Genomic DNA, 21,422 nt, shown 5'->3' on the forward strand with positions numbered 1-21,422 from the left:
TAAAAACACACATGGGAGGCATCGATATGGATTTCGGCCAGTTTTTCTGGATTATTTTCATCGTCTTTACGGTGTGGCCTATGTTGCGGCAGCAGGGGATCGCGCGGGCCCGCCTCAAGCTGATAAGGGCGATCGAGGAGCGCCGCCAGTCGCGCCTCATCACGATGATTCACCGCCAGGAGGCCATCAGTATTCTCGGCTTGCCGATCAGCCGCTATATTAATATCGAGGATTCGGAACAGGTGCTGCGGGCTATCCATCTTACGCCTTCCGACATGCCCATCGATATTGTCCTGCATACCCCCGGCGGGCTGGTGCTGGCATCGGAGCAGATTTCGCACGCTCTGATGCGTCATAAGGCCAAAGTGACGGTTTTCGTGCCTCACTACGCCATGAGCGGAGGAACGATGATCGCCCTGGCCGCCGACGAGATCGTGATGGATTGCAACGCGGTGCTGGGGCCGGTCGATCCTCAGCTCGGCCAGTATCCGGCGGCGTCGATTTTAAAGGCGGTGGCGCAGAAGAATATCAACAGGGTGGACGATAATACGCTCATTCTCGCCGATATGGCGGGCAAAGCGATGCGCCAGGTGGAAGAGTTCCTGGCAAAGCTGTTGTCCGACAAGCTTTCGCCGGAGGCGGCCCAGACCCTTGCCCATACTTTGAGCGAGGGCCGCTGGACCCACGATTATCCGATTACCTGCGATCAATTGCAGGAGATGGGGCTGCCGGTCGTGCGCGAGCTGCCGGCGGAGGTTTACGATCTGATGGAGCTTTATCCCCAGCCAGCCCAGCGACGTCCGTCGGTGCAATATATCCCGGTGCCTTACGGGCGGGATACTTTCAAGAAACCGTAGAATACAAGCGAGCAGAATGAATCCCGGACAGGCGTCCGGGATTTTTCTTTTCCGGCAATTTGCCTCGGCCGTTTTCATATATTATAGCGTTGAAACGGGGAGGGGATAGCGATGCTGATCGCTCTCGAGCATTTGGGCGCCACGGCGCGGGGCGTGACGTCGCCTCAGCTTTTTCGGGCGGACGACGGCCGGGTGTATGTGGTCAAGCTGCAGAACAACCGGCTGGGCCCGAAGGTGCTGGCCAACGAGTTTATCGGCGCCCGGCTGGGGGAGGCGCTGGGGCTGTGTTTTCCGCCGAGCGGGGTGATAAAGCTGGAGGAAACTCTGCTGAAGCGGAGCCGGCGGCTGGCGGCGTCCGGTGTGGCGCCGGGGCGGCATTTCGCCTGCCGGTTTTTGAGCGGGACGGAGTACCTGGGCAGCCGCAATGTCGCGCGGGCGATCAACCGCCCGGAGATGGCGGGGGTGATGCTGCTCGACCACCTGGCCCACAATATGGACCGAACGCTCAACCGGCGCAACCTCCTGCTGCGGCGTGAGGCGCACGGCTGGCGGATTTACGCGATCGATAATTCCCACTTTTTCCGCCGCGCTCTGTGGACAGAGGAGACGCTGCGGCGGCTGGCGCCACGGGTGAGGGTCAACAGGCACGGTGTTTACGGTACGCTGCTGCGCCATTATCTGCGGCCGGAGGATTTCGCTCGGTATCTGACCAAGGTGCAGGGCTGGAGCGATGCGTTTTTTGCCGAGTTGGTTGCAGGGGTGCCGGTCGAGTGGCTGCCCCACGAGAGCGAACGGCAGGCGGTGGTTGCTTTCCTGGCGGCGCGGCGCGATATGGCGGCCGATATCGTTACCTGCCTGGCGGCGCTAATTCCTGATAAGCACCGGGCAGCCGACGGCGATAAGGTGGAATAGTTCCTCGACGTTGGCGTTGTGCATGCGTATGCAGCCGTTGGAGACCATCTGGCCGATTTTCCACGGGGCGTTGGTGCCGTGGATGCCGTAGGCGTCGAAGTTGAGACCCATCCAGCGACTGCCGAGGACGCCGCCGGGGTTGAGGATCTTGGTGGCGATGGCGTAGTTGCCTTCCGGGGTGGGGGTGGACGGTTTGCCGATTGCAACGGGGTATTGCCTGAGGGCGGTATTGCCGTCGAAGAGGGTAAGGCGGCGAACCGATTTGACGATTTGGATTTTGGCGCGGGGCAAAAAGGCGACGGCACGCTCGCCGGCGGCGACGGGGCTGATATCGGCGGTGGTGGCGGGCGCGAGTAGCTGGCAGTAGGTGACGGGGTCGAGTTGCCCGGTGGGGTGCAGGCCGCGCAGTTCCTGAAAGCGCCTGACGGCATCGGCGGTGACGGCGTCGAAGCAGCCGTGGGGTTCACCTGCGTACAGGCCGTACCCGGCCAGGATTTTCTGAACTTCGGCGATAATGGGGCGGCTGTCGCCTTCCTTCAGCCAGGCCTCAATGGGGCGGTGGGGCGGGTAGAAGAACCGGAGTTGCATTTTTTCAACCTCCTCGGGTGCGGGACCAATCTCCCTGACTAAATCATTATATGTCGGCGGGAACGGCAGTGTTTTCCGGAAATTTTTGTATAGACGGGGGCGGGGCAGGGCAAAAATAGCAGTGAATGGTATCCGTATGCCGGGATTGGTCGGGAGGCGGGATGATCGGAGAGAAGACAGGCAATTTGCTTGTTATCGGCGGCAACGAGGACAAGCGGGGAGATTGCGTTATTCTGCGCAAGTTCGTGGCGATGGCCGGCGGACGCGAGGCGATGATCGCGGTGGTTACTACGGCCACCGAGCACCCCGACGAGACGGGGGAAGAGTACCGTGCCATCCTGACCGAGCTGGGCGCAGCCGGTGTCGGCATCGTGTCGGTGACGAGCCGGCAGGCGGCCAACGCCAGGCATAATGACGGCGAGCTGGATAGTTGCACAGGGATTTTTTTTACCGGCGGCGATCAGCTCCGGCTGACGAGTATTCTCGGCGGGTCGGAGGTGGACGCGGCAATTCGCCGCGCTTACCGGCGCGGGGTGGTGATTGCCGGGACGAGCGCCGGCGCGTCGGTGATGAGCGATACGATGATTGTCGACGGCAGTTCGAGCGAAACGCCGAAGAAGGCGGCGCTGAGTATGGCCCACGGGATGGGGCTGCTGGCGGAAGTGGTTATCGACCAGCATTTCGCCCAGCGGGGCCGCATCAACCGCTTGCTGGCGGCGGTTGCCCAGAACCCCCATATTCTAGGCGTAGGTATCGACGAGGATACGGCGCTGGTGGTTTCGCCCCAGCGCAATTTCGAGGTTATCGGGTCGCAGACGGTGACGGTGATCGATGGCCAGCGGGTGGTGCACTCGAATATTTCCGAGTCGAAGCGGTACGATCCGTTGGCGCTTACTAACGTTATTCTGCATATCTTGCCCAGCGGATATGGGTACGACTTGAAACGGCGCTTGCCACACGAACGCGGCTAAGGGTAAGCCGCGGCGTTTTTGCGTCCTGCCGGGAACGGCTTGCCGGCGGAGAAGGCACTAGGAGGACTAGGAGATGCGGATACTTTCGGTACATACACTGCCGGGGGCCAATATTTACAGTCACCGCCCCGTGCTGCGGGTGAGGCTGGAGCTGAGCGAGGGCGAGGAGGTCCCCACGAACGAGCTGGGGGATTTTTCACTCCGCTTGCTGGCTTCGCTGCCGGGGCTGGCGGAGCACGGCTGCAGCCGGGGATATCCGGGCGGGTTCGCGGAACGGTTGGCGGAGGGGACTTATCTGCCCCATGTATTCGAGCATGTGGTGATCGAGCTGCAATGCCGGGCAGGGTATGAGGTGAGTTTCGGCAAGGCGCGGCAAACGGACCGGGCGGGCATATACGACATTGTGGTCGGGTACCGGGTAGCGCAGGCGGCATCAGCGGCGGTCGAAGCGACCGGGGAGCTCCTGGCGACTTTGCTCGCGGGCGGCGCTTACGACGCGGCGGCGGCGGTCGTCCGCATCCGCGCGGCCGGAGAGGCCGGCGGCTTAGGGCCGAGCACGGCCGCGATCGCTGAGGCGGCCGAGCGGAGGGGTATCCCGGTCACGCGGGTTGCTGGCGAGGATTTGTTGATTCTGGGCTACGGGTGCCGGCAGCAGCGGGTCTGGGCCACGGTGACCGGTAAGACGGGAGCGGTGGCCGTGGATCTGGCGTGCGATAAGTCGCTTACCAAGCTGGTGCTGGCCGGGGGCGGAGTGCCTGTCCCTGACGGCCTGGTGGCCGAGTCGGCGGCGGATGCGGTGCGGGCGGCCGAGTATTTGGGCCGGCCGGTGGCGGTAAAGCCGGCCGGCGGCAACCAGGGCAAGGGCGTTACGCTCAATATCAAGACCCCGGCCGAGGTGGAGCGGGCGTTTGTCATCGCCGCTGCTTTCGACCGGCGGGTGCTTGTGGAGGAGTTCATCCCCGGCCGGCAGTACCGGCTGTGCATAGTGGGCGGCAAGATGGCGGCGGCGGCTGAGCGCATCCCGGCGTACGTGATGGGCGATGGCGTCCACAGCGTGATTGAGCTGGTGGAGATAGTCAATTGCGACCCGCTGCGGGGCGAAGGGCATGAGCGGCCGCTGACCAGGATCAAGATCGACCCGGTGGCGATCACGGTGCTTGCCAGGCAGGCGCTGACCCCGCAGGCTGTGCCGGAGGCCGGGCAGGTCGTTTATATCCGCGAAAACGCCAACCTGAGCACCGGCGGGACGGCAGTGGATGTGACCGACGCCGTCCATCCCGATAACGTGCTGCTTGCAGAACGGGCGGCGGCGCTGCTGGGACTCGACGTCGCCGGGGTTGATATGGTTGCCGAGAATATCGGTCGGCCGATCGGCGGCGGGCATGGGGTGGTTATCGAGGTGAATGCCGCGCCGGGCATCCGCATGCATCATTATCCGTCGGCCGGGAAACCGCGCGACGTGGCCGCCCGGGTTATAGAGCATCTTTTCCCCCGCGGCGACGGCCGCATCCCGGTTATCGCCATAACCGGCACGAACGGCAAGACGACGGTGAGCAGGATGATCGGGCATATCTGGCAGCACGCCGGGTACCGCGCCGGAATGACCACTACCGACGGCATTTTTATCGGCAACCGCCGCATCGTGGATGGGGATACGACCGGCCCGGTCAGCGCCCGGACGGTGCTCACCGATCCGGCGGTGGAGGTGGCGGTATTGGAGACGGCCCGCGGCGGCATGCAGCGCAGCGGACTGGGTTTCGACACCTGCGATGTAGCTGTCGTCACCAATATCAGCGAGGATCATCTGGGCCAGGACGGCATTGAGGATATCGACGACCTTGTTTTTATCAAGTCGCTGTTGGTCGAGGTCGTGCGGCCCGGCGGACATACGCTGCTTAACGCCGACGATCCTTACGTAACCGCGCTGAGGGGGCGGGCCAAGGGTGAAATCGCCTATTTCAGCACCGAGCCGGACAATCTGCTTATCCGCCGTCACCTAAGCGTCGGCGGCAAGGCGTTTTTTGTGCAGGATGGCATAATCTACGCCGCCTGCGGTCGCCTTGGACGACCGATCGTCAAAGTGGAGGATGTGCCGGTGACGCTGGGGGGGGCAGCCCTCCACAATGTGCAGAACGCCGTTATTGCCGCGGCGGCGTGCTATTGCATGAGGGTACCGGTCAGTTACATCCGCGGCGGGCTGTCGAGCTTTGACCAGAACCCCGGGCGCCTGAATATGATGAAGATCGATGATTTCCGGGTGTGTGTCGATTACGGCCACAATCCGGCCGGCTACCAAGCGCTGCTGAATACGGCCAAGCGCCTCGGCGCCAACCGGCTTGTGGGGGTTATCGCCGCCCCGGGGGACCGGCGGGACGACGTAATCAGGAACGTCGGCCGGGTGGCCGGCTGTGGGTTCGATTACCTGTTCGTCAAGGAAGATACCGACCTGCGCGGCCGCCGTCCTGGCGAGACTGCGGAGCTTTTGCGCCGGGGCGCTTTGGACGCCGGGATTCCCGCTGACCGGATCACGACGATTTTCGCCGAGGAAGCCGCGGTGTTGGCTGCGCTTTCCACCGCCATGCCGGGCGACCTGATCGTGGTGTTTTACGAGAAGTACGATAAGGTGCTGGCGGTTATCGAGTCATTCCGGCAGAGTCGGCCGGAGAGGACGGAGGTTTACGCCGCAGGGTATACGCCGGGGATGGTGGTAAGCGCCAATTCGCTCTAGCACGGGGCGGGGCAGAAAATAATCCCTTGGCATTTGCAGGCAAATACCCTTATGTGTAGAATATCAAAAACAATATACTACGGATGGGGGTTTTACGATGGACGACGTCACAGCTAATGAAGAGCTGCAGTTGGTCATTTTTCGCCTCGCCAAGGAAGAATACGGTTTGCCGATAACCAAGGTGCAGGAAATCAACCGTCTTGTGCCGATCACTAAATTGCCGCAGACGCCTTCTTTCATGGAAGGGATAATAAATCTGCGCGGCCGGATAATCCCGGTAATCGATCTGAGGAAACGGTTCCAACTGGCCGCCGCTGAGCAGAGCGAGGATAACCGCATTATCATCGTCGAGGTCAGCGGTCAGACGATCGGCATAATCGTCGACGCGGTGACCGAGGTCGTTCGCCTGCCCGGCTCGAGCGTCGAGCCGCCGCCGCCGACCTTCATTCTCGACGCCCAGTATATCCACGGGGTCGGCAAGCTTGAGGAGCGCCTGCTGATCATGCTTGATATCGATAAGATACTGACCAGTCAGGAAGAAATTATGCTCAAACAGATCAAACAATAATGAACGGTGACCGACTGATTCTCGCCGCGAGAGCCAAGATCAACCTGGCGCTCGATGTGCTGTTCAGACGGCCGGACGGCTACCACGAAGTGGCGATGGTGATGCAGGCCGTTGCGCTTGCCGACAGGGTCACGCTCGTGGACGACGATGCAATAAGTGTCGTTTCCTCGGCGGCGGAGCTGGACTGTGGGCCGTCCAACCTGGCTTACCGGGCCGCTGCCTTGCTCAGGGAACGGTGCGGGGTCGACCGTGGGGCCCGTGTCACGCTGGAGAAAAATATTCCGCTGGCGGCGGGACTGGCCGGCGGCAGCGCCGATGCTGCCGCCGTCTTGCGCGGTCTGAACAGGCTGTGGGGCCTTGGCCTCGCGCTTGCTGAGCTGGAGGAGATCGGCGCCGCCTTGGGGTCGGATGTTCCTTTTTGCCTGCGCGGCGGCACGTCGCTGGCCACGGGCAGGGGAGAAAAGCTCGGCAAGCTCGCGGCCCTGCCTCACGCCTGGGTGGTGCTGGCCAAACCGCCGGTTGCCGTTTCTACCGCCTGGGTATACGGTCATTACCGCGGCGAGCTGGTGAAGTCGCGTCCCGATATCGCCGGTATGACCGCCTGCCTGGCCGCGGGCGACCTGCCCGGAGTCGCTGGCCGCTTGGCCAACGTTTTGGAGACTGTTACCGTGCCGGCCCATCCCGAGATAGCGGCGCTGAAAGCCGCGATGCGGGACCAGGGCGCAATGGCCAGCCTGATGTCAGGCAGCGGGCCGACCGTTTTCGGCCTTGTAGATAATCTTCGCCAGGCAGAGCAGATCGCTGCCGCGCTCAGAAGCTCGACTGACGCCTGGGTGACGGTGACGGAGACGGCTGGTGAATTGGAGGGAGAAGATGGAACGACGGTTGCCGCCGATCAAGCTTGACAGCTACCGGCCTTTGCGCGAAGTTGTCGGCGAGGCGCTACGCGAAGCTATTACGACCGGCATCCTCAAACCCGGGGAGCGTTTGATGGAGATCCAGATGGCGGAAGAGCTGGGGGTAAGCCGCACGCCCGTGCGGGAGGCGATCCGGCGGCTCGAGCTGGAGGGTTTCCTGGTGATGGTGCCGCGCCGCGGCACATATGTGTCAGATCTGTCGATCAAAGACATCAACGAGGTATTCGAGATCCGCACCGCGCTGGACGTTTTGGCGGCTGGCCTGGCGGCCGAACGGATCACCGAGGAAGAGCTCGAGCAGATGGAGCGTCTGCTGGTCGAGATCGGCGAATATATTGATAGCGGCGAAGCGGACAAAATCGTCGACGTCGACAGCCAGTTTCACGATTTTCTGTACCAGGCTAGCCGCAACGACCGCCTAGTGGGGATCATCAATAATCTGCGCGAGCAGTTTACCCGTTTCCGGTCGATATCGATGGCGTATCCCGGGCGGGTAAAAAACACGCTTGAAGAGCACCGGCGGCTGGTCGAGGCCATCGCCCAGCGCAATCCCGACCTCGCCCAGCAGTATGCCCGCGAGCATATGGAGAACGCCGAGCAGACGCTGCTGAACGATCTCAGCGAACGCCGGCAGAAACGCTAGTATATTCAGGGAGGGAAGCGCCTCGATGTACGACGCCATAATACTGGCGGGTGGTGAAAACAGCAAAGAGATGTGCCAGCATACGCCGCAATCTTACGAAGCACTTATCGACATCGCCGGAAAGCCGATGGTGACTTTTGTCGCCGATGCGCTGGCCAGGTCCCGTCAGGTAGACCGCATCTTTGTACTCGGCCCGGTGGCCGAACTGGCGAACTGCGATTTTCCTCCCGGGACGCAGCTTGTGGCGAACGGACCCACAATCATCGAGACTATCCGCCTCGGAATGCGCGCCCTCGGCCATGACCGCTCCGTGCTTGTGGCGACGGCCGATATCCCTCTCCTCACCGCGGAGGCGGTGAACGATTTTCTCGCCCAGTGCGGGAAGGTGGAGGCCGACCTCTATTATCCCATCGTGCCCAAAGAGGTAAACGAACTCAACTTTCCGGGCAACAAACGCACCTATGTCCGCCTGCGCGAAGGCGTTTTCACCGGCGGCAACCTTTTCCTGGTCAGGCCGGGGATCGTCGAGCAGTGCGCCCTGGTGGCGGAAAAGTTTATCGCCGAGCGCAAGCACCCGCTGGTGCTGTGCAGGATGCTGGGCTGGTCGTTCGTGATCCGCTTTCTGCTGGGGGTGCTTTGCCTGGCGGATGTGCAGCAGCGGGTGGCGGAGCTTCTCGGCGTGCGGGGGGCTGTCGTCAAGTCGCCTTTCGCCGAGCTGGGCATCGATGTCGACAAGCCGAGCGATCTCGAACTTGTGAGGGCGACATTTTCCCTGCGGGGTTAAAAAAGGCAGCTATTTAAAGCGCGATATTGGGTCGCGCTTTTTGACTTTTTCTCTTCTTTCGGTCAAGCAGCAGGAATTGCCGCGCCGGCGGGAGAAAGTGAATAAAAATGTTTTTTGACGGGGGAACGTTCGCTTTTCCCTGCTGCGGAGGGCTAATGGACAAGACTAACCGGCAGGCGCGCAGGATCGCCTTGACCAAGATGCTGGCCGATCATCCTGGCCAACTGTTTTCCCTGAATCATTTCAGCACCCTGTTTGGGGTTGCCAAATCGACGCTTTCGGAAGACCTGGAGGCTGTGAGGCAGGCTTTGGCAGGCTTCGACCTCGGCCGGCTGGAAACGGTGTCCGGTGCGGCCGGCGGCGTGAGGCTGGTGCCGCTGAAGACGGACGAGGCCGCCCACAGATTGCTGACCACCCTGGCGGAGAAGATGTCGGCGCCCGACCGGATAATCCCCGGCGGGTTCCTTTACATGTCGGACATTCTTTTCTCCCCCCAACTGATGGCTCAGGTTGGCGAGGTTTTCCTGACCCGGTTCGCGGCCGCCGCTCCCGACCATATCATGACTGTGGAGACGAAAGGTATCCCGCTGGCGTTCGCGACCGCCCGGGCGTTCAACCTGCCGCTGGTGACGGTGAGGCGGGGCAGCCGGGTGACGGAGGGGACGGCGGTAAGCATTAACTATGTGACCGGGTCTTCGCGCCGCATCCAGACGATGTCGCTGCCCAAGAGGGCCGTGCCGCCGGGCGCGAGGGTGCTGATCATCGACGATTTCATGAAGGCCGGCGGCACGGCCTGCGGCATGCTCGACCTGGCCACGGAGGTGGGGGCTTCGGTTGTCGGCATCGGTGTGCTTGTGGCCACCGCCGAACCGGCGGACAAGCTTGTCGACAGCTTCTTGCCGCTCCTCATCCTTCGCGGGGTTGATGAGCATAATAAGAAAACGGATATCCGACCGGCCTTGTGACCCTGGCCGGGAACGGGGGGACAGCGATGGATAAATCGATTGGCGTGAGGCTGGCGGACATTCAGGAGGCCCTGGCGGCTATGGGGCGAGTGGCTCACGCCACGCCGCTCGACCGCAGCCGGACGTTCAGCGAGATGGCTGGTTGCGAAGCTTATCTCAAACTGGAAAATATGCAGAAGACGGGGTCGTTTAAGATCCGCGGCGCGTACAATAAGATCCGCACCCTGAGCGCGGAGGAGCGGGCCCGCGGGGTGATCGCCGCCTCCGCCGGCAACCATGCTCAGGGCGTCGCTTCGGCGGCCTGCGTCGCCGGTACGAAGGCCACGATCGTGATGCCCGAAGTGGCGCCGCTGGCAAAAATCATCGCCACCCGCGGCTACGGGGCGGAGGTGGTGCTGAGCGGCACGGTTTACGACGAGGCCTACGAGCGGGCGCTCGAGTTGCAGCAGGCCTGCGGACAGACGTTCATCCACGCTTTCAACGACAATGCCGTTATCGCCGGCCAAGGCACGGTGGGCCTGGAAATCCTCCGCGACCTGGAGGACGTTTCCAGCATTGTCGTGCCGGTGGGCGGCGGCGGGCTTGTCGCCGGCATCGCGCTGGCGGTAAAGGAGACGGCGCCGCACGTTAAAGTTTACGGCGTGCAGGCCCAAGGAGCGCCGGCGATGTATATGTCCAAACGCTCCCACGCTCTCAAGACCGTCCCCGATGCGGTGACGATGGCCGACGGGATCGCGGTCAAGGTGCCGGGGGACCTGACTTTCGCCATTATCGACAAGTATGTCGACGATATATTCGTCATTGACGACGAGGCCATCGCCAGCACTATCCTGATGCTTTTGGAGAGGGCGAAGCTGATGGTCGAGGGGGCGGGAGCGGTCAGCCTCGCCGCGCTCCTCCACGGCAAGGTTCCCGCTCAGGGCAAGGTCGTGAGCGTCATCTCGGGCGGGAATATCGACGTGAACATGATTTCGCGCATCATCGAGCGCGGTCTGGTCAAGGCCGGCCGGCGGGTGAAGATTTCCACGATGGTAGTGGACCGCCCCGGCGCGCTTCACCGCCTGTTGTCGGTGATTGCCGCGCTCAGGGCCAACGTTATCCATATTTACCACGACCGGGTGGAGCGCAATGTGCCGATCGGCCAGTCAATCGTCGAGATCGGCCTGGAGACCCGCGACACCATGCATACCGAGGAAATTCTCTCGACCCTTCGCAAGGAAGGATATAACGTCGAGGTTTTATAGAGGATTAACGCGACAAGTGTCGAATTTTACTTCCTTTGAGACAAAGGAGGCAGTTATATGGCAGATTTTGTTGCGGTGATTCTTGCCGCCGGCAAGGGGACGCGAATGAAGTCGGCCCTGCCGAAGGTGCTTCACCGGGTAGGCGGGCAGCCGATGCTGGCCCATGTCCTGGAGGCGGCGAAGCAGGCCGGGGCGGCCCGCAGCGTCACCGTGGTGGGCTTCGGCGCCGCCGCTGTCGAGAAAGAGATCGGCGCGGCGAGCGAATTCGTCGTCCAGGCCGAACAGCTGGGTACCGGCCACGCCGTGATGCAGGCTCGCGCGGCCCTCGGAGAATATAACGGCACGGTGATGGTGCTGTGCGGCGATACGCCGCTGCTGACCGCCGAGCTCCTTGGCCGGCTTTACGCCGCCCACCGGGAAGCGAACGCGGCTGCGACCGTACTGACGGCCAGGATGGCCGACCCCGCCGGCTACGGACGGGTGATCCGCGACAGGGCGGGTCAGGTTGCCCGGATCGTGGAACAGAAGGACGCCAGCCCGGAAGAGTTGGCGGTGAACGAGATCAACACAGGGATATACTGCTTCGAGTGCCAGCCGCTGCTGGCGGCTCTCGACGGTTTGACCTGCGACAACAACCAGGGAGAATACTACCTCACTGACGTTATCGGCATCTTCGTGGCCCAGTGGGCAAAGGTGTGGGCGCTCACGGCCGGCGACGACCGCGAGACGCTTGGCATCAATTCCCGCCTGCAACTGGCCGAGGCGGAGAAGATTCTCCGTCGCCGCAAGCTGGAAGAGCTGCTGGCGGGTGGGGTGACGATAATGGATCCCGACTCGACCTTCATCGACGCCACCGTAACCGTCGGCGCCGATACTGTAATCTATCCCTTCACCTGGCTGGAGGGGGCGACCCGTATCGGCAGCGGCTGCGCCGTCGGCCCGAACACCAGGCTGGCCGATACGGTGGTGGGCGACAACGCCACCATCCACTTTTCGTACGCCCACGAGTGCGAGGTCGGCAGCGGCGCGAATGTCGGGCCTTACGTCCATCTGCGGCCGGCGACCGTGCTGGCTGACGGCGTGAAGGTCGGCAACTTCGTGGAGATCAAAAACAGCAAGGTCGGTCTGGGCAGCAAGGTGCCCCATCTCAGCTATATCGGCGACACCGATATGGGCGCGGGGGTCAACATCGGCTCCGGGACGATTACCGTCAACTATGACGGCCGGAAAAAATACCGCACGGTTATCGAGGACAACGCCTTTATCGGCTGCAACACCAACCTGGTGGCGCCGGTTACCGTCGGCAGCGGCGCATATGTCGGCGCCGGCTCGACAATCACGAAGGATGTTCCGCCCGAGGCCCTGGGCGTGGCGCGTGCGCGCCAGGCCAATATCGAGGGCTGGGTAAAAAAGCATAAAGGCTGATTTGGGGGAGTAGAAATGGTATTGGATAACGGCAAACGGCTGCGGATCTTTTCCGGTAACTCGAACCGTCATCTGGCGGAGGAGATCGCGGCTTATCTCGGGCTGGCGCTGGGGGATGCCTTCGTCGGCCGCTTCAACAACGGCGAGACTCAGGTCATGATCGAGGAAAGCGTGCGCGGCGCGGACGTTTTTATCGTCCAGCCCACTTGCGAACCGGTGAACGATACCATTATGGAACTGCTGTTCATGGTCGACGCCGTGAAAAGGGCCTCGGCCGCCAACATCACGGCGGTCATACCCTATTACGGCTATGCCCGCCAGGACCGCAAGACGAGGGGCCGCGAGCCGATTTCCGCCAAGCTCGTCGCCAATCTCCTCACCACAACAGGCGTAACCAGGGTTGTTACCATGGACCTTCACGCCGGGCAGATCCAGGGCTTTTTCGACATCCCGGTGGACCACCTGCTCGGGGTGCCCATCCTGGCCGACTACTTCGTTTCCAAGGGCCTTGAGGATTTGGTGGTCGTCTCGCCCGATCTCGGCGGAGTGACACGGGCCAGACAGCTGGCCGACCGGCTCCACTGCCCGATCGCGATCATCGAGAAACGGCGGCCGGCGCCGGGCGTGGCCGAGGTCATGAACCTTATCGGCAGTGTCAACGGTAAGACTGCGGTCGTTGTTGACGACATCGTCGACACGGCCGGGTCGCTGACCGAGGGCGCCAAGGCGCTGACGAATTACGGGGCGAGAGAGGTCTACGCCTGCTGCACCCACGCGGTGCTCAGCCCGCCGGCGGTGGAGCGGGTGGCGAACTCCAACATCAAGGAGCTGATCGTCACCAACACCATTCCGGTACCGGAGGAAAAGTGCGTCGATAAGATCAAGGTCCTGTCGGTGGCGCCGATCTTCGGCGAGGCCATTATCCGCATTTTCGGCGATTTGTCGGTAAGCAAACTTTTCGACGACTGATATACGATGGACGGGGGCTTCATTGTCGGGCGCGCGCACGTCGCCGACGTTCCGGCCATCGCCGCGCTGTTTACCGAGAGTTTCCGCGAGAGCGTCCTGCATCACTGCGGCCGGCTGCCCGCGCCGCAGGCGATGGAGGACGTGTTCGCCCTGGTGTACGAGGCCGAACCGGACGCGGCGCTGGTGGCCCGCACCGAGAGCGGCGCGGTCGTAGGCTACTGCTTTGCCCCTACCGCGCTGCCGCGTCTGTGGCTGCGGGCGGTGACGGGCGGCCATCTTTTCAAATGGGCGTGGCGGTGGCTGACCGGACAGTATGGCTTCGGCTTCTACCCGGTGCAGGTGATCGTGCTCAACAAGCTGGCCTTTCTGCGCTCGGCGGCGGCGCCGGCCAAGGCGGCCTCGGCCCGCATCCTGTCGATCGCGGTGGCGCCGTCCTGGCGCGGCCGGGGTCTGGCGCGGGCGATGATGGCGGCTGCGCTCGTTTACTTCCGCTCCCGCAATACGGCAAGGGTGCGCCTGGAGGTGCGCCCTGATAACGCGCCGGCGATAAAGGTTTACGAGGACTGCGGCTTCGTGGCCGCGGGGGTTACATATGATTCCCAGGGTCCGTGGCTGATAATGATGAAAGAGATGGAGCAGGGCGATGTTTGACATAAAGATGCCCCTCATCAGCATCCTGGCGGTGCTGACGGTGGTTGTGCTGATAAGCCTGGTGCTCGACTACCTGCGCCTGCTGCGGCGGCCGGCCCGGCTGGGCCTGTGGCTGGCCATGCTCGGCATTATCGCCGGCTTCGTCTTTACCCTTCACGCCGTGCTGCCGGGCAACCGCTTCTACGGCCCTACATTTTCCGAGGTCAAGACAAGCCAGAAGATCGTCGCCCTGACCTTCGACGACGGACCGTACCCGCCTTACACCGGCCAGGTGCTCGACATCCTCCGCGAGGAAGGGGTGCCGGCCACCTTTTTCGTTATCGGCAGGAACGCTGAAAAATACCCCGATCTGATGCGGCGCATGGTCGCCGAGGGGCATCAGGTCGGCAACCATACCTATAACCATGTCGACCTCTTAAAGGCCGACCGGGCGACAATCGCCGACGAGGTCGACCGCACCAGCAGGGCGATCGCGGCGATAACCGGCGCTCCGGCCAAAGTTGTCCGCCCCCCTCACGGCTTCCGCGACGCGGTGGTTCTGGAGGTGATGGCCGAGCGCGGTCTCAAGGTGGTCGAGTGGTCGGTGCTGAGCCGCGACTGGACTAACCCCGGCGTGGCGACAATCGCCCAGCGGACGCTCGACAAGGTGAAGAGCGGCGCGGTCATTCTCCTCCACGACGGCGACGGCGTGGCGGCGACGGCCCCCCGCGCCCAGACGGTAGAGGCGGCGCGGCAGATCATTCGCGACCTGAAGACGCGGGGTTTTAAATTCGTTACCGTGGACGAGATTCTCAAGACGGAGGAATGACGTGAAAATCGTTGTCGGCCTGGGCAACCCCGGGCGGGAGTATAGCGCCACCCGCCACAACGTGGGCTTCATGGCGGTGGACGAGCTGGCTGCGCGCTGGGGCGCGGCGAACTGGCGCGAGAAATTCGGCGCCCTTGTCGCCGAGCACCGCGGCGAAGAGACCGTCCTGCTGGTGAAGCCGCAGACGTACATGAATCTGAGCGGTCAGGCGGTGTCGGCCCTTGTCCGCTGGCACAAGCTGGACGCGGCCGATATCGTCGTGGTCTACGATGATATCGACCTGCCGCCTGGCCGGCTGCGGCTGCGCCCTGCCGGCGGCGCCGGCGGCCATCGCGGCATCGAGTCACTGCTGGCCCATCTGGGTAAGGACACCTTTGCGCGCGTTCGCATCGGCGTCGGCCGTCCACCGGAATACATGGAGACGGCCGATTACGTGCTGGGGCGTTTCTCGGCTGAGGAGCAGCCGCTGATGGCGGACACCGTGAAACGGGCGGCGGCCGCGGTCGAGGCGGTGCTCAAGGACGGCCTGGCCAAGGCGGCTACCGAATACAACAAGTAGGGTTTCCGGGTTAGGGAGAACATTATGTTTTCAGCAGTATACGCCGATGAGAAGGGTAACATCTACGACGCGCCGGGGTACGCCGCGGTTGGCCGCAGCGGGCGGCACGACACGGTGCTGGCCGACGACGACCTTATCCCCTTGCCGCCGGGGGCCGACCTGATGTTTTTGCCCGGACGCAGCGCGCTGGCCGCCCGCGACGGCGCAATCGGGCCGATCGCCGCCCCGTTGGCGGCGGTGGCGGCAATGCTGCCGGCCGGCTACACCCGCACCCACCTGCCGGCCTACCTAGCCGGGGATGGCGCCCCGCCGCTGCCGCTTTACGGCTATACGGCGGTGGCCATGCGGCGGGGCCGTTTTTACGCGGCCGCGGTGAAAAGCGACGACAACGCCAAATGGGACCCTCGCCGCTTCAACACCGCCGATCTTGCCGGCCGCATCGACGCGGTGAGGCGGGAACTGCCGGGCAACCGCCTGGTGGAGCATCTGGCCCGCTGTTCGCTGGAATGGCACTGCTGCACCGCCCAAAACCTCTTCTACCGCCGCTGGGAGGCGGGCATCCCAGTGTCCCCGGCCTGCAACGCCGACTGCCTGGGCTGCATATCCCGCCAGCCGGCGGAGTGCTGCCCGGCGCCGCAGAGCCGCATCGGCTTCGTGCCGGAAGTGGACGAGGTGACGGCGGTGGGTGTATATCACCTTGCCAAAGCGCCGGAGGCAATCGTCAGCTTCGGCCAGGGGTGCGAGGGCGAGCCGTCGCTGGAGGCGGGCACGATCGCTGCCGCCGTTAAGGCCATGCGGGCGAAGACAGCGCGGGGGATGGTGAACATCAACACCAACGCCGGCTTCACGGCCGGCATAGAAAAGATCGCCGCCGCCGGCCTCGACAGCATGCGGGTCAGCGTTATCAGCGCCAGGCCCGAGGGGCACAAGGCCTACTACCGCAGCGGCTACACGCTGGACGATGTGCGCGCCTCGATAGCGGCTGCCAAGGCCCGCGGGGTGCACGTTTCTCTCAACATGCTGCTGCTGCCCGGCTTCAACGACCGGCCGGAGGAGGCCGCGGCCTGGGAGGAGTTCGTGGCCGCGACCGGAATCGACATGATCCAGCTCCGCAACCTCAACATTGATCCGGAGGCGGTGTGGCCCGTGCTGCCGTCCCAGGGCGGCGAGCCCATGGGAGTGAAGAAGTTCCTCGTACGGCTGGCGGTGCGGTTCCCGGCGGTGCGGATCGGCAGCTTCAGCAGATATATCGGCGGGGAAAAGCGCTAGAGGTATTGATTATAGCGGCGTCAGCCTTCGGCGGGACATTTTTCAGGAAAGATTTGCGCCACCGGGGCGGTTGTGCTATAATAATTTAGCGTGACAACGACTGTAGTAAAGTGAGGTGCAAGATACATGAAAGAGAAGATCCACCCCAAATACGGCGAATCCACCGTGGTTTGCGCCTGCGGCAACACCTTCAACACCGGCTCCGTGAAAAAGGAACTGAAAGTTGACGTGTGCTCCAAGTGCCACCCGTTCTTCACCGGTCAGCAGCGTTCTCTGGCCGCCCGTGGACGCATCGAGAAGTTCAACAAGCGTTACGGACAAGAAGGCTAAGATGGGGCAGAGCGGAATATGCTCTGCCTTCTTTTCAAATTCGGCCGCCCAGAAGCACCCATCTGCGTTGTTGCTCCTTGGAGCGCTTGCTCCGGTGCGCCTCGCACATTGCAACGTGAGATTTAACGCCTACAGCGTTGAACGCTGATAAGGCCGGGGTAATCAGAACGTGCATCTGGGCACTTCTGAACGGCCTTATAGCGGCCGTTTTGCTTTAGGCGGCCTAGTTACAGAAATATAAGCTGTTTACTTCAGAGAGGAGAAAAACCGTGCAAGCCAAGACGAATATCGGCGGGCAGGCGGTTATCGAGGGCGTGATGATGCGCGGGCCGGGACACATCGCTACGGCGGTGCGGGAGCCCTCCGGCAACATCACGATCAAGAAGGAGCCGCTTGTTTCGATTACCGAGCGATATCCGATTCTGAAGAAACCGATGCTGCGCGGCGTGGTCGCCCTGGCCGAAGCGCTGGTGTACGGTCTCAAGGCGCTGTCTTTCTCCGCCCAGGCTTCCGGCGAGGAGGAGGAACAGCTGACGACGAAGGAGCTCCTCCTGACGATGGCGTTCGCTTTCGTCCTGGCGGTGGTGCTGTTCGTCATTATCCCTACCTGGGCCGCCAAGTTCATTCATACCCTTGCTGACGACCCGATGGTCCTCAATCTGTTTGAGGGAGTGTTGCGGCTGGTGATTTTTTTCGCCTATGTTGTGGCAATCTCAGTGATGAAGGATATCAGGCGGGTGTTCATGTATCACGGCGCCGAGCATAAGGCCATCCATGCTTACGAGGCCGGGGTGCCCCTCGACGTCGAACACGTGCGCCCTTTCAGCACGCTTCATCCCCGCTGCGGGACCAACTTCCTGCTCATCGTAATGCTGGTGAGCGTACTCGTGTTTGCGTTCCTCGGCTGGCCCGACCTGTGGCTGCGTATCGCGTCGCGCGTGGCGCTGCTGCCGCTCATCGCCGGCATAGGTTACGAGATAATCCGCTACGCCGGCCGCAGCGATAAACGCTGGGTGGCGGTGGCGATAACCCCGGGGCTGTGGCTGCAGAAGCTTACGACCCGTGAGCCGAGCGACGATATGATCGAGGTGGCGATCTGCGCCCTCGAGGCGGTAAAGCCCGACGGCGAGGTGAAAGCGAATGCTTGATAAACTGCAGGCGATCGAAGATAGATACGACGAACTCGAACAGCTGATCAGCGACCCGGCCGTGATGGCCGACATGGCCACGTGGCAGAAGCATACCAAGGCCCACGCCAAGCTGACCGCGCTCGTGACCAGATTTCGCGAGTATAAGGAGGCCCTCAAAGGGGCCGGCGACGCCCGGATGATGCTCAAAGACAAGCTCGACGACGATTTCCGCGAAATGGTGGAACTTGAGTTGGCCGAGCTGACCGGCAAAGCGGAGAAGCTGGCCGAGGAGCTGCGGGTCATGCTGCTGCCCCGCGACCCCAACGACGACAAGAATGTCATCATCGAGATCCGCGGCGGGGCGGGAGGCGACGAGGCGGCGCTGTTCGCCGGCGACCTGTTCCGCATGTACAGCCGCTACGCCGAAGGGCGGGGCTGGAAGACCGAGGTGTTGGACGCCAACCCTACCGATCTTGGCGGCTTCAAGGAAGTCGTTTTTGCCGTTTCGGGCGACGGCGCGTATTCGCGTTTCAAATTCGAGAGCGGCGTGCACCGCGTGCAGCGGGTGCCCGACACCGAGGCCAGCGGCCGCATCCACACCTCGACGGTGACGGTGGCTGTGCTTCCCGAGGCGGAGGATGTCGACGTCGAAGTCAACCAGAACGACCTGCGCATCGACACCTATTGCGCCAGCGGCGCCGGCGGCCAGCATGTCAACAAGACGGAGTCGGCGGTGCGGATTACCCACCTGCCCTCCGGCGTCGTGGTGCAGTGCCAGGACGAGAAGTCCCAGCTCAAAAACCGCGACAAAGCGATGCGGGTGCTTCGGGCCAAGCTGCTCGAGCTTGCCCAGGAATCGCAGCGGGCCGAAGTGGCCGAGACGCGCAAGAGCCAGGTGGGTACGGGGGATCGCAGCGAACGGATCCGCACCTACAACTTCCCCCAGGGGCGGGTGACCGATCACCGCATCGGCCTTACGCTTCATAAACTCGATTTTATTTTGAACGGCGATCTCGACGAACTGGTCGACGCCCTAATCACCGCCGACCAGAGCGAGCGTCTGAAACGGGTCGATTGAACGATGGGCGAACCGATGTGGACAATAGGCTCGATTTTAACATGGACCAAGCAGTACTTTGCCGACAAGGGCGTGGCCAGTCCGCGCCTTGACGCCGAAGTACTGCTTTCCCACGTTCTGGGCAAGGACCGGATGTACCTGTACGTGAACTTCGAGCAGCCGCTGGAGCCGGCAGAGCTGGCCGCTTTCCGCGAGGCGGTGAAAAAGCGCGCCATGCGGGTGCCAGTGGCCTACATTACCGGACGCAGGGAGTTCTTCGGCCTGCCGTTCACGGTAACGCCGGCGGTGCTCATCCCGCGCCCTGACACCGAGGTACTGGTGGAGGCGACGCTGAGCCGCCTGCAGGATATGGACAGCCCGTTGGTGCTGGATGTAGGCACCGGCAGCGGGGCGATTATCGTCAGCCTGCTCTGCAAGCTGACGGCGGCGAGCGGCGTGGCGACCGATATCTCCGCCGAGGCGCTGGAAGTCGCGGCCGGTAACGCTGCTAAAATGGGTGTAGCCGACCGCCTGGAGCTTTGCCGCGGCGATCTTTTGACCCCGGCGGCGGGACGGGCCTTCGACGCGATTGTCAGCAACCCCCCCTATATATCGGCCAAGGATATGGCTGCCCTGGAGCCCGAGCTGGGTTACGAGCCGCGGGGCGCTCTGGCCGGTGGCGCCGATGGGTTGGATTTTTACCGCCGCCTTACAGCCGGCTCTGCGGCGCTTTTAAGGCCGGGGGGCTTCCTGGCCGTCGAGGTGGGGGCCGGGCAGGCGCGGCAGGTGGCCGCGCTGGCGACCGGGGCCACGGGTCTGGCGGCAGCGGAGATAATCAAGGATTACGCCGGCGTCGAGCGGGTGGTCGTGCTGGAACGGAGGCAGTGATGGACACCAGACACTATGTTGTCGACAGGGATAAACCGGATTTCCGCATTCTCAACCAAGCGGCGGCCGTACTCCGCCAGGGCGGGCTCGTGGCCTTCCCGACCGAGACGGTCTACGGGCTGGGGGCCAACGGCCTCGATCCGCGGGCGGTGGCGAGGATTTTTGCCGCCAAGGGACGGCCGGCGGACAACCCGCTTATCTTACATATAGCAGACTTGCACGAGGTAAACAAGCTGGCTGCGCGGGTGCCGGCCAACGCCGCCGCCCTGATGGCGAAGTTCTGGCCGGGACCGCTGACGGTGGTGCTGGCGAGAACCCGCCTGGTGCCAGACGCCGTTACGGGCGGGCTCGATACCGTGGCGGTCCGCCTGCCGGACTCGACGGTGGCGCGGGAACTCATCCGCCTGGCAGGTGTGCCGGTGGCGGCGCCCAGCGCCAACACTTCGGGGCGGCCCAGTCCGACGACCGCCGGTGACGTGCTGGCCGACCTGGCCGGCCGCATCGAGCTGGTCATCGACGCCGGCCCGTGCGGCATCGGCGTGGAATCGACGGTGGTGGACTGCACCACCCCGGTGCCGACGTTGCTCAGACCGGGAGGCGTGACGCTGGAGATGCTGATCGAGACGCTGGGCGAGGTCGAGGTCGACCCTGCTCTGGGCGGCGACGATCTTGCGCCGCGGGCGCCGGGGATGAAGTATACCCACTATGCGCCGACGGCGCCGATGACCCTTTACGAAGGCGAAGCCGCGGCAGTTTCGGCCGCCATCGCCGGCGAGGCGGAGCGCCAGACGGCGACCGGCAAACGGATCGGGGCGGTCGTGTCGGCGGAGACGGCACAGCTGCTGCCGGCTACGGCGGTGACGGCTGTTTACGGGGTGCGGGGCGACCTGGACGCTGCGGCCGCCGGGCTGTACAGCGCGCTCAGACTGTTCGACGCCGAGCCGGTGGATGTCATCCTCGCCGAGGGCGTGGCCGAGACGGGGCTGGGGCTGGCGGTGATGAACCGGCTGCGTAAGGCCGCAGGGTATCGGATTGTGCACTGTTAAGGGGAAGCGGCCTATAAGGTCCACCTGCTTCGTACCCGCAAGGGGCATGCCGCAGTTCTAGGCGCTAAAGCGCCAAGAACTTGCGCACTTGTTCCTCAGAGCGCTTGCTAGCG

22 protein-coding genes are annotated in these 21,422 nt (G+C 63.2%); 21 read left to right on the plus strand and 1 reads right to left on the minus strand.

From position 1 onward, the window contains the following. Nucleotides 1-11: 11 nt before the first annotated feature. Both RIN56_04820 and RIN56_04825 read left to right on the plus strand, forming a co-directional pair. Nucleotides 12-857, plus strand: a complete 846-nt coding sequence (locus tag RIN56_04820) for an ATP-dependent Clp protease proteolytic subunit (protein ID MDR7866118.1) — start codon at nucleotides 12-14, stop codon at nucleotides 855-857. Nucleotides 858-968: 111 nt separating this feature from the next. Further along, nucleotides 969-1,769 carry a hypothetical protein gene (locus tag RIN56_04825; GenBank protein ID MDR7866119.1) on the plus strand — a complete coding sequence of 267 codons (801 nt, stop codon included), beginning with the start codon at nucleotides 969-971 and terminating at the stop codon, nucleotides 1,767-1,769. On the opposite strand, the gene RIN56_04830 is transcribed toward RIN56_04825, so the two are convergent. Next, complete coding sequence (locus RIN56_04830) at nucleotides 1,722-2,357, minus strand: L,D-transpeptidase family protein (GenBank protein ID MDR7866120.1); 636 nt, start codon at nucleotides 2,355-2,357, stop codon at nucleotides 1,722-1,724. The genes RIN56_04825 and RIN56_04830 overlap by 48 nt on opposite strands. A gap of 161 nt (nucleotides 2,358-2,518) precedes the next feature. On the opposite strand from RIN56_04830, the gene RIN56_04835 reads away from it, so the two are divergent. From RIN56_04835 to RIN56_04925, 19 genes are all read left to right on the plus strand, one after another. Further along, nucleotides 2,519-3,328: a cyanophycinase gene (locus tag RIN56_04835; GenBank protein ID MDR7866121.1), complete on the plus strand. Its 810-nt coding sequence runs from the start codon at nucleotides 2,519-2,521 to the stop codon at nucleotides 3,326-3,328. 73 nt (nucleotides 3,329-3,401) lie between these two features. Then, nucleotides 3,402-6,056 (plus strand): cyanophycin synthetase, encoded by a 2,655-nt coding sequence (gene cphA, locus RIN56_04840; GenBank protein MDR7866122.1) that lies wholly within the window; start codon nucleotides 3,402-3,404, stop codon nucleotides 6,054-6,056. A gap of 97 nt (nucleotides 6,057-6,153) precedes the next feature. Next, nucleotides 6,154-6,624 carry a chemotaxis protein CheW gene (locus RIN56_04845; protein MDR7866123.1) on the plus strand — a complete coding sequence of 157 codons (471 nt, stop codon included), beginning with the start codon at nucleotides 6,154-6,156 and terminating at the stop codon, nucleotides 6,622-6,624. Then, nucleotides 6,624-7,529 carry a 4-(cytidine 5'-diphospho)-2-C-methyl-D-erythritol kinase gene (gene ispE, locus RIN56_04850; protein MDR7866124.1) on the plus strand — a complete coding sequence of 302 codons (906 nt, stop codon included), beginning with the start codon at nucleotides 6,624-6,626 and terminating at the stop codon, nucleotides 7,527-7,529. Before RIN56_04845 ends, ispE begins: the two co-directional genes overlap by 1 nt. Continuing rightward, nucleotides 7,498-8,184, plus strand: a complete 687-nt coding sequence (locus RIN56_04855) for a GntR family transcriptional regulator (GenBank protein MDR7866125.1) — start codon at nucleotides 7,498-7,500, stop codon at nucleotides 8,182-8,184. Before ispE ends, RIN56_04855 begins: the two co-directional genes overlap by 32 nt. A gap of 25 nt (nucleotides 8,185-8,209) precedes the next feature. Further along, nucleotides 8,210-8,968 (plus strand): nucleotidyltransferase family protein, encoded by a 759-nt coding sequence (locus RIN56_04860; protein ID MDR7866126.1) that lies wholly within the window; start codon nucleotides 8,210-8,212, stop codon nucleotides 8,966-8,968. 155 nt (nucleotides 8,969-9,123) lie between these two features. Continuing rightward, nucleotides 9,124-9,933, plus strand: coding sequence for a pur operon repressor (purR, locus tag RIN56_04865; GenBank protein ID MDR7866127.1), 810 nt, complete (start codon nucleotides 9,124-9,126; stop codon nucleotides 9,931-9,933). 26 nt (nucleotides 9,934-9,959) lie between these two features. After that, complete coding sequence (gene ilvA, locus RIN56_04870) at nucleotides 9,960-11,177, plus strand: threonine ammonia-lyase (GenBank protein MDR7866128.1); 1,218 nt, start codon at nucleotides 9,960-9,962, stop codon at nucleotides 11,175-11,177. A gap of 57 nt (nucleotides 11,178-11,234) precedes the next feature. After that, nucleotides 11,235-12,602 carry a bifunctional UDP-N-acetylglucosamine diphosphorylase/glucosamine-1-phosphate N-acetyltransferase GlmU gene (glmU, locus tag RIN56_04875; GenBank protein MDR7866129.1) on the plus strand — a complete coding sequence of 456 codons (1,368 nt, stop codon included), beginning with the start codon at nucleotides 11,235-11,237 and terminating at the stop codon, nucleotides 12,600-12,602. A 15-nt stretch (nucleotides 12,603-12,617) separates the two neighbouring features. Beyond that, the gene (locus RIN56_04880; protein ID MDR7866130.1) at nucleotides 12,618-13,571 is read left to right on the plus strand and encodes a ribose-phosphate pyrophosphokinase; all 954 of its coding nucleotides are present in this window, start codon (nucleotides 12,618-12,620) and stop codon (nucleotides 13,569-13,571) included. 6 nt (nucleotides 13,572-13,577) lie between these two features. Beyond that, nucleotides 13,578-14,222, plus strand: coding sequence for a GNAT family N-acetyltransferase (locus tag RIN56_04885; protein ID MDR7866131.1), 645 nt, complete (start codon nucleotides 13,578-13,580; stop codon nucleotides 14,220-14,222). Further along, the gene (locus tag RIN56_04890) at nucleotides 14,215-15,030 is read left to right on the plus strand and encodes a polysaccharide deacetylase family protein (GenBank protein ID MDR7866132.1); all 816 of its coding nucleotides are present in this window, start codon (nucleotides 14,215-14,217) and stop codon (nucleotides 15,028-15,030) included. The genes RIN56_04885 and RIN56_04890 overlap by 8 nt, the downstream gene beginning before the upstream one ends. A 1-nt stretch (nucleotide 15,031) precedes the next feature. Then, nucleotides 15,032-15,589: an aminoacyl-tRNA hydrolase gene (gene pth, locus RIN56_04895; protein MDR7866133.1), complete on the plus strand. Its 558-nt coding sequence runs from the start codon at nucleotides 15,032-15,034 to the stop codon at nucleotides 15,587-15,589. A gap of 24 nt (nucleotides 15,590-15,613) precedes the next feature. Next, nucleotides 15,614-16,858 carry a radical SAM protein gene (locus tag RIN56_04900; protein MDR7866134.1) on the plus strand — a complete coding sequence of 415 codons (1,245 nt, stop codon included), beginning with the start codon at nucleotides 15,614-15,616 and terminating at the stop codon, nucleotides 16,856-16,858. A 126-nt stretch (nucleotides 16,859-16,984) separates the two neighbouring features. Further along, nucleotides 16,985-17,188: a 50S ribosomal protein L31 gene (gene rpmE / locus RIN56_04905; GenBank protein ID MDR7866135.1), complete on the plus strand. Its 204-nt coding sequence runs from the start codon at nucleotides 16,985-16,987 to the stop codon at nucleotides 17,186-17,188. 269 nt (nucleotides 17,189-17,457) lie between these two features. Continuing rightward, nucleotides 17,458-18,336 (plus strand): DUF1385 domain-containing protein, encoded by an 879-nt coding sequence (locus RIN56_04910; protein ID MDR7866136.1) that lies wholly within the window; start codon nucleotides 17,458-17,460, stop codon nucleotides 18,334-18,336. Continuing rightward, on the plus strand, nucleotides 18,329-19,396 hold the full coding sequence (gene prfA / locus RIN56_04915; protein MDR7866137.1) for a peptide chain release factor 1: 1,068 nt from the start codon (nucleotides 18,329-18,331) through the stop codon (nucleotides 19,394-19,396). Before RIN56_04910 ends, prfA begins: the two co-directional genes overlap by 8 nt. Before the next feature lie 3 nt (nucleotides 19,397-19,399). Further along, nucleotides 19,400-20,263: a peptide chain release factor N(5)-glutamine methyltransferase gene (gene prmC, locus RIN56_04920; protein ID MDR7866138.1), complete on the plus strand. Its 864-nt coding sequence runs from the start codon at nucleotides 19,400-19,402 to the stop codon at nucleotides 20,261-20,263. Next, on the plus strand, nucleotides 20,263-21,309 hold the full coding sequence (locus tag RIN56_04925; protein ID MDR7866139.1) for an L-threonylcarbamoyladenylate synthase: 1,047 nt from the start codon (nucleotides 20,263-20,265) through the stop codon (nucleotides 21,307-21,309). The genes prmC and RIN56_04925 overlap by 1 nt, the downstream gene beginning before the upstream one ends. The last annotated feature ends 113 nt before the right edge of the window (nucleotides 21,310-21,422 follow it).

It is taken from the genome of Sporomusaceae bacterium, from assembly GCA_031460455.1.
Classification (GTDB): domain Bacteria; phylum Bacillota; class Negativicutes; order Sporomusales; family UBA7701; genus Anaeroselena.

Coding starts and splice junctions, on each gene's coding strand:
- RIN56_04820 (MDR7866118.1), top strand. CDS start 12: ATGGGAGGCATCGATATGGATTTCGGCCAGTTTTTCTGGATTATTTTC.
- RIN56_04825 (MDR7866119.1), top strand. CDS start 969: ATGCTGATCGCTCTCGAGCATTTGGGCGCCACGGCGCGGGGCGTGACG.
- RIN56_04830 (MDR7866120.1), bottom strand. CDS start 2,357: ATGCAACTCCGGTTCTTCTACCCGCCCCACCGCCCCATTGAGGCCTGG.
- RIN56_04835 (MDR7866121.1), top strand. CDS start 2,519: ATGATCGGAGAGAAGACAGGCAATTTGCTTGTTATCGGCGGCAACGAG.
- cphA (MDR7866122.1), top strand. CDS start 3,402: ATGCGGATACTTTCGGTACATACACTGCCGGGGGCCAATATTTACAGT.
- RIN56_04845 (MDR7866123.1), top strand. CDS start 6,154: ATGGACGACGTCACAGCTAATGAAGAGCTGCAGTTGGTCATTTTTCGC.
- ispE (MDR7866124.1), top strand. CDS start 6,624: ATGAACGGTGACCGACTGATTCTCGCCGCGAGAGCCAAGATCAACCTG.
- RIN56_04855 (MDR7866125.1), top strand. CDS start 7,498: ATGGAACGACGGTTGCCGCCGATCAAGCTTGACAGCTACCGGCCTTTG.
- RIN56_04860 (MDR7866126.1), top strand. CDS start 8,210: ATGTACGACGCCATAATACTGGCGGGTGGTGAAAACAGCAAAGAGATG.
- purR (MDR7866127.1), top strand. CDS start 9,124: ATGGACAAGACTAACCGGCAGGCGCGCAGGATCGCCTTGACCAAGATG.
- ilvA (MDR7866128.1), top strand. CDS start 9,960: ATGGATAAATCGATTGGCGTGAGGCTGGCGGACATTCAGGAGGCCCTG.
- glmU (MDR7866129.1), top strand. CDS start 11,235: ATGGCAGATTTTGTTGCGGTGATTCTTGCCGCCGGCAAGGGGACGCGA.
- RIN56_04880 (MDR7866130.1), top strand. CDS start 12,618: ATGGTATTGGATAACGGCAAACGGCTGCGGATCTTTTCCGGTAACTCG.
- RIN56_04885 (MDR7866131.1), top strand. CDS start 13,578: ATGGACGGGGGCTTCATTGTCGGGCGCGCGCACGTCGCCGACGTTCCG.
- RIN56_04890 (MDR7866132.1), top strand. CDS start 14,215: ATGTTTGACATAAAGATGCCCCTCATCAGCATCCTGGCGGTGCTGACG.
- RIN56_04900 (MDR7866134.1), top strand. CDS start 15,614: ATGTTTTCAGCAGTATACGCCGATGAGAAGGGTAACATCTACGACGCG.
- rpmE (MDR7866135.1), top strand. CDS start 16,985: ATGAAAGAGAAGATCCACCCCAAATACGGCGAATCCACCGTGGTTTGC.
- prfA (MDR7866137.1), top strand. CDS start 18,329: ATGCTTGATAAACTGCAGGCGATCGAAGATAGATACGACGAACTCGAA.
- prmC (MDR7866138.1), top strand. CDS start 19,400: ATGGGCGAACCGATGTGGACAATAGGCTCGATTTTAACATGGACCAAG.
- RIN56_04925 (MDR7866139.1), top strand. CDS start 20,263: ATGGACACCAGACACTATGTTGTCGACAGGGATAAACCGGATTTCCGC.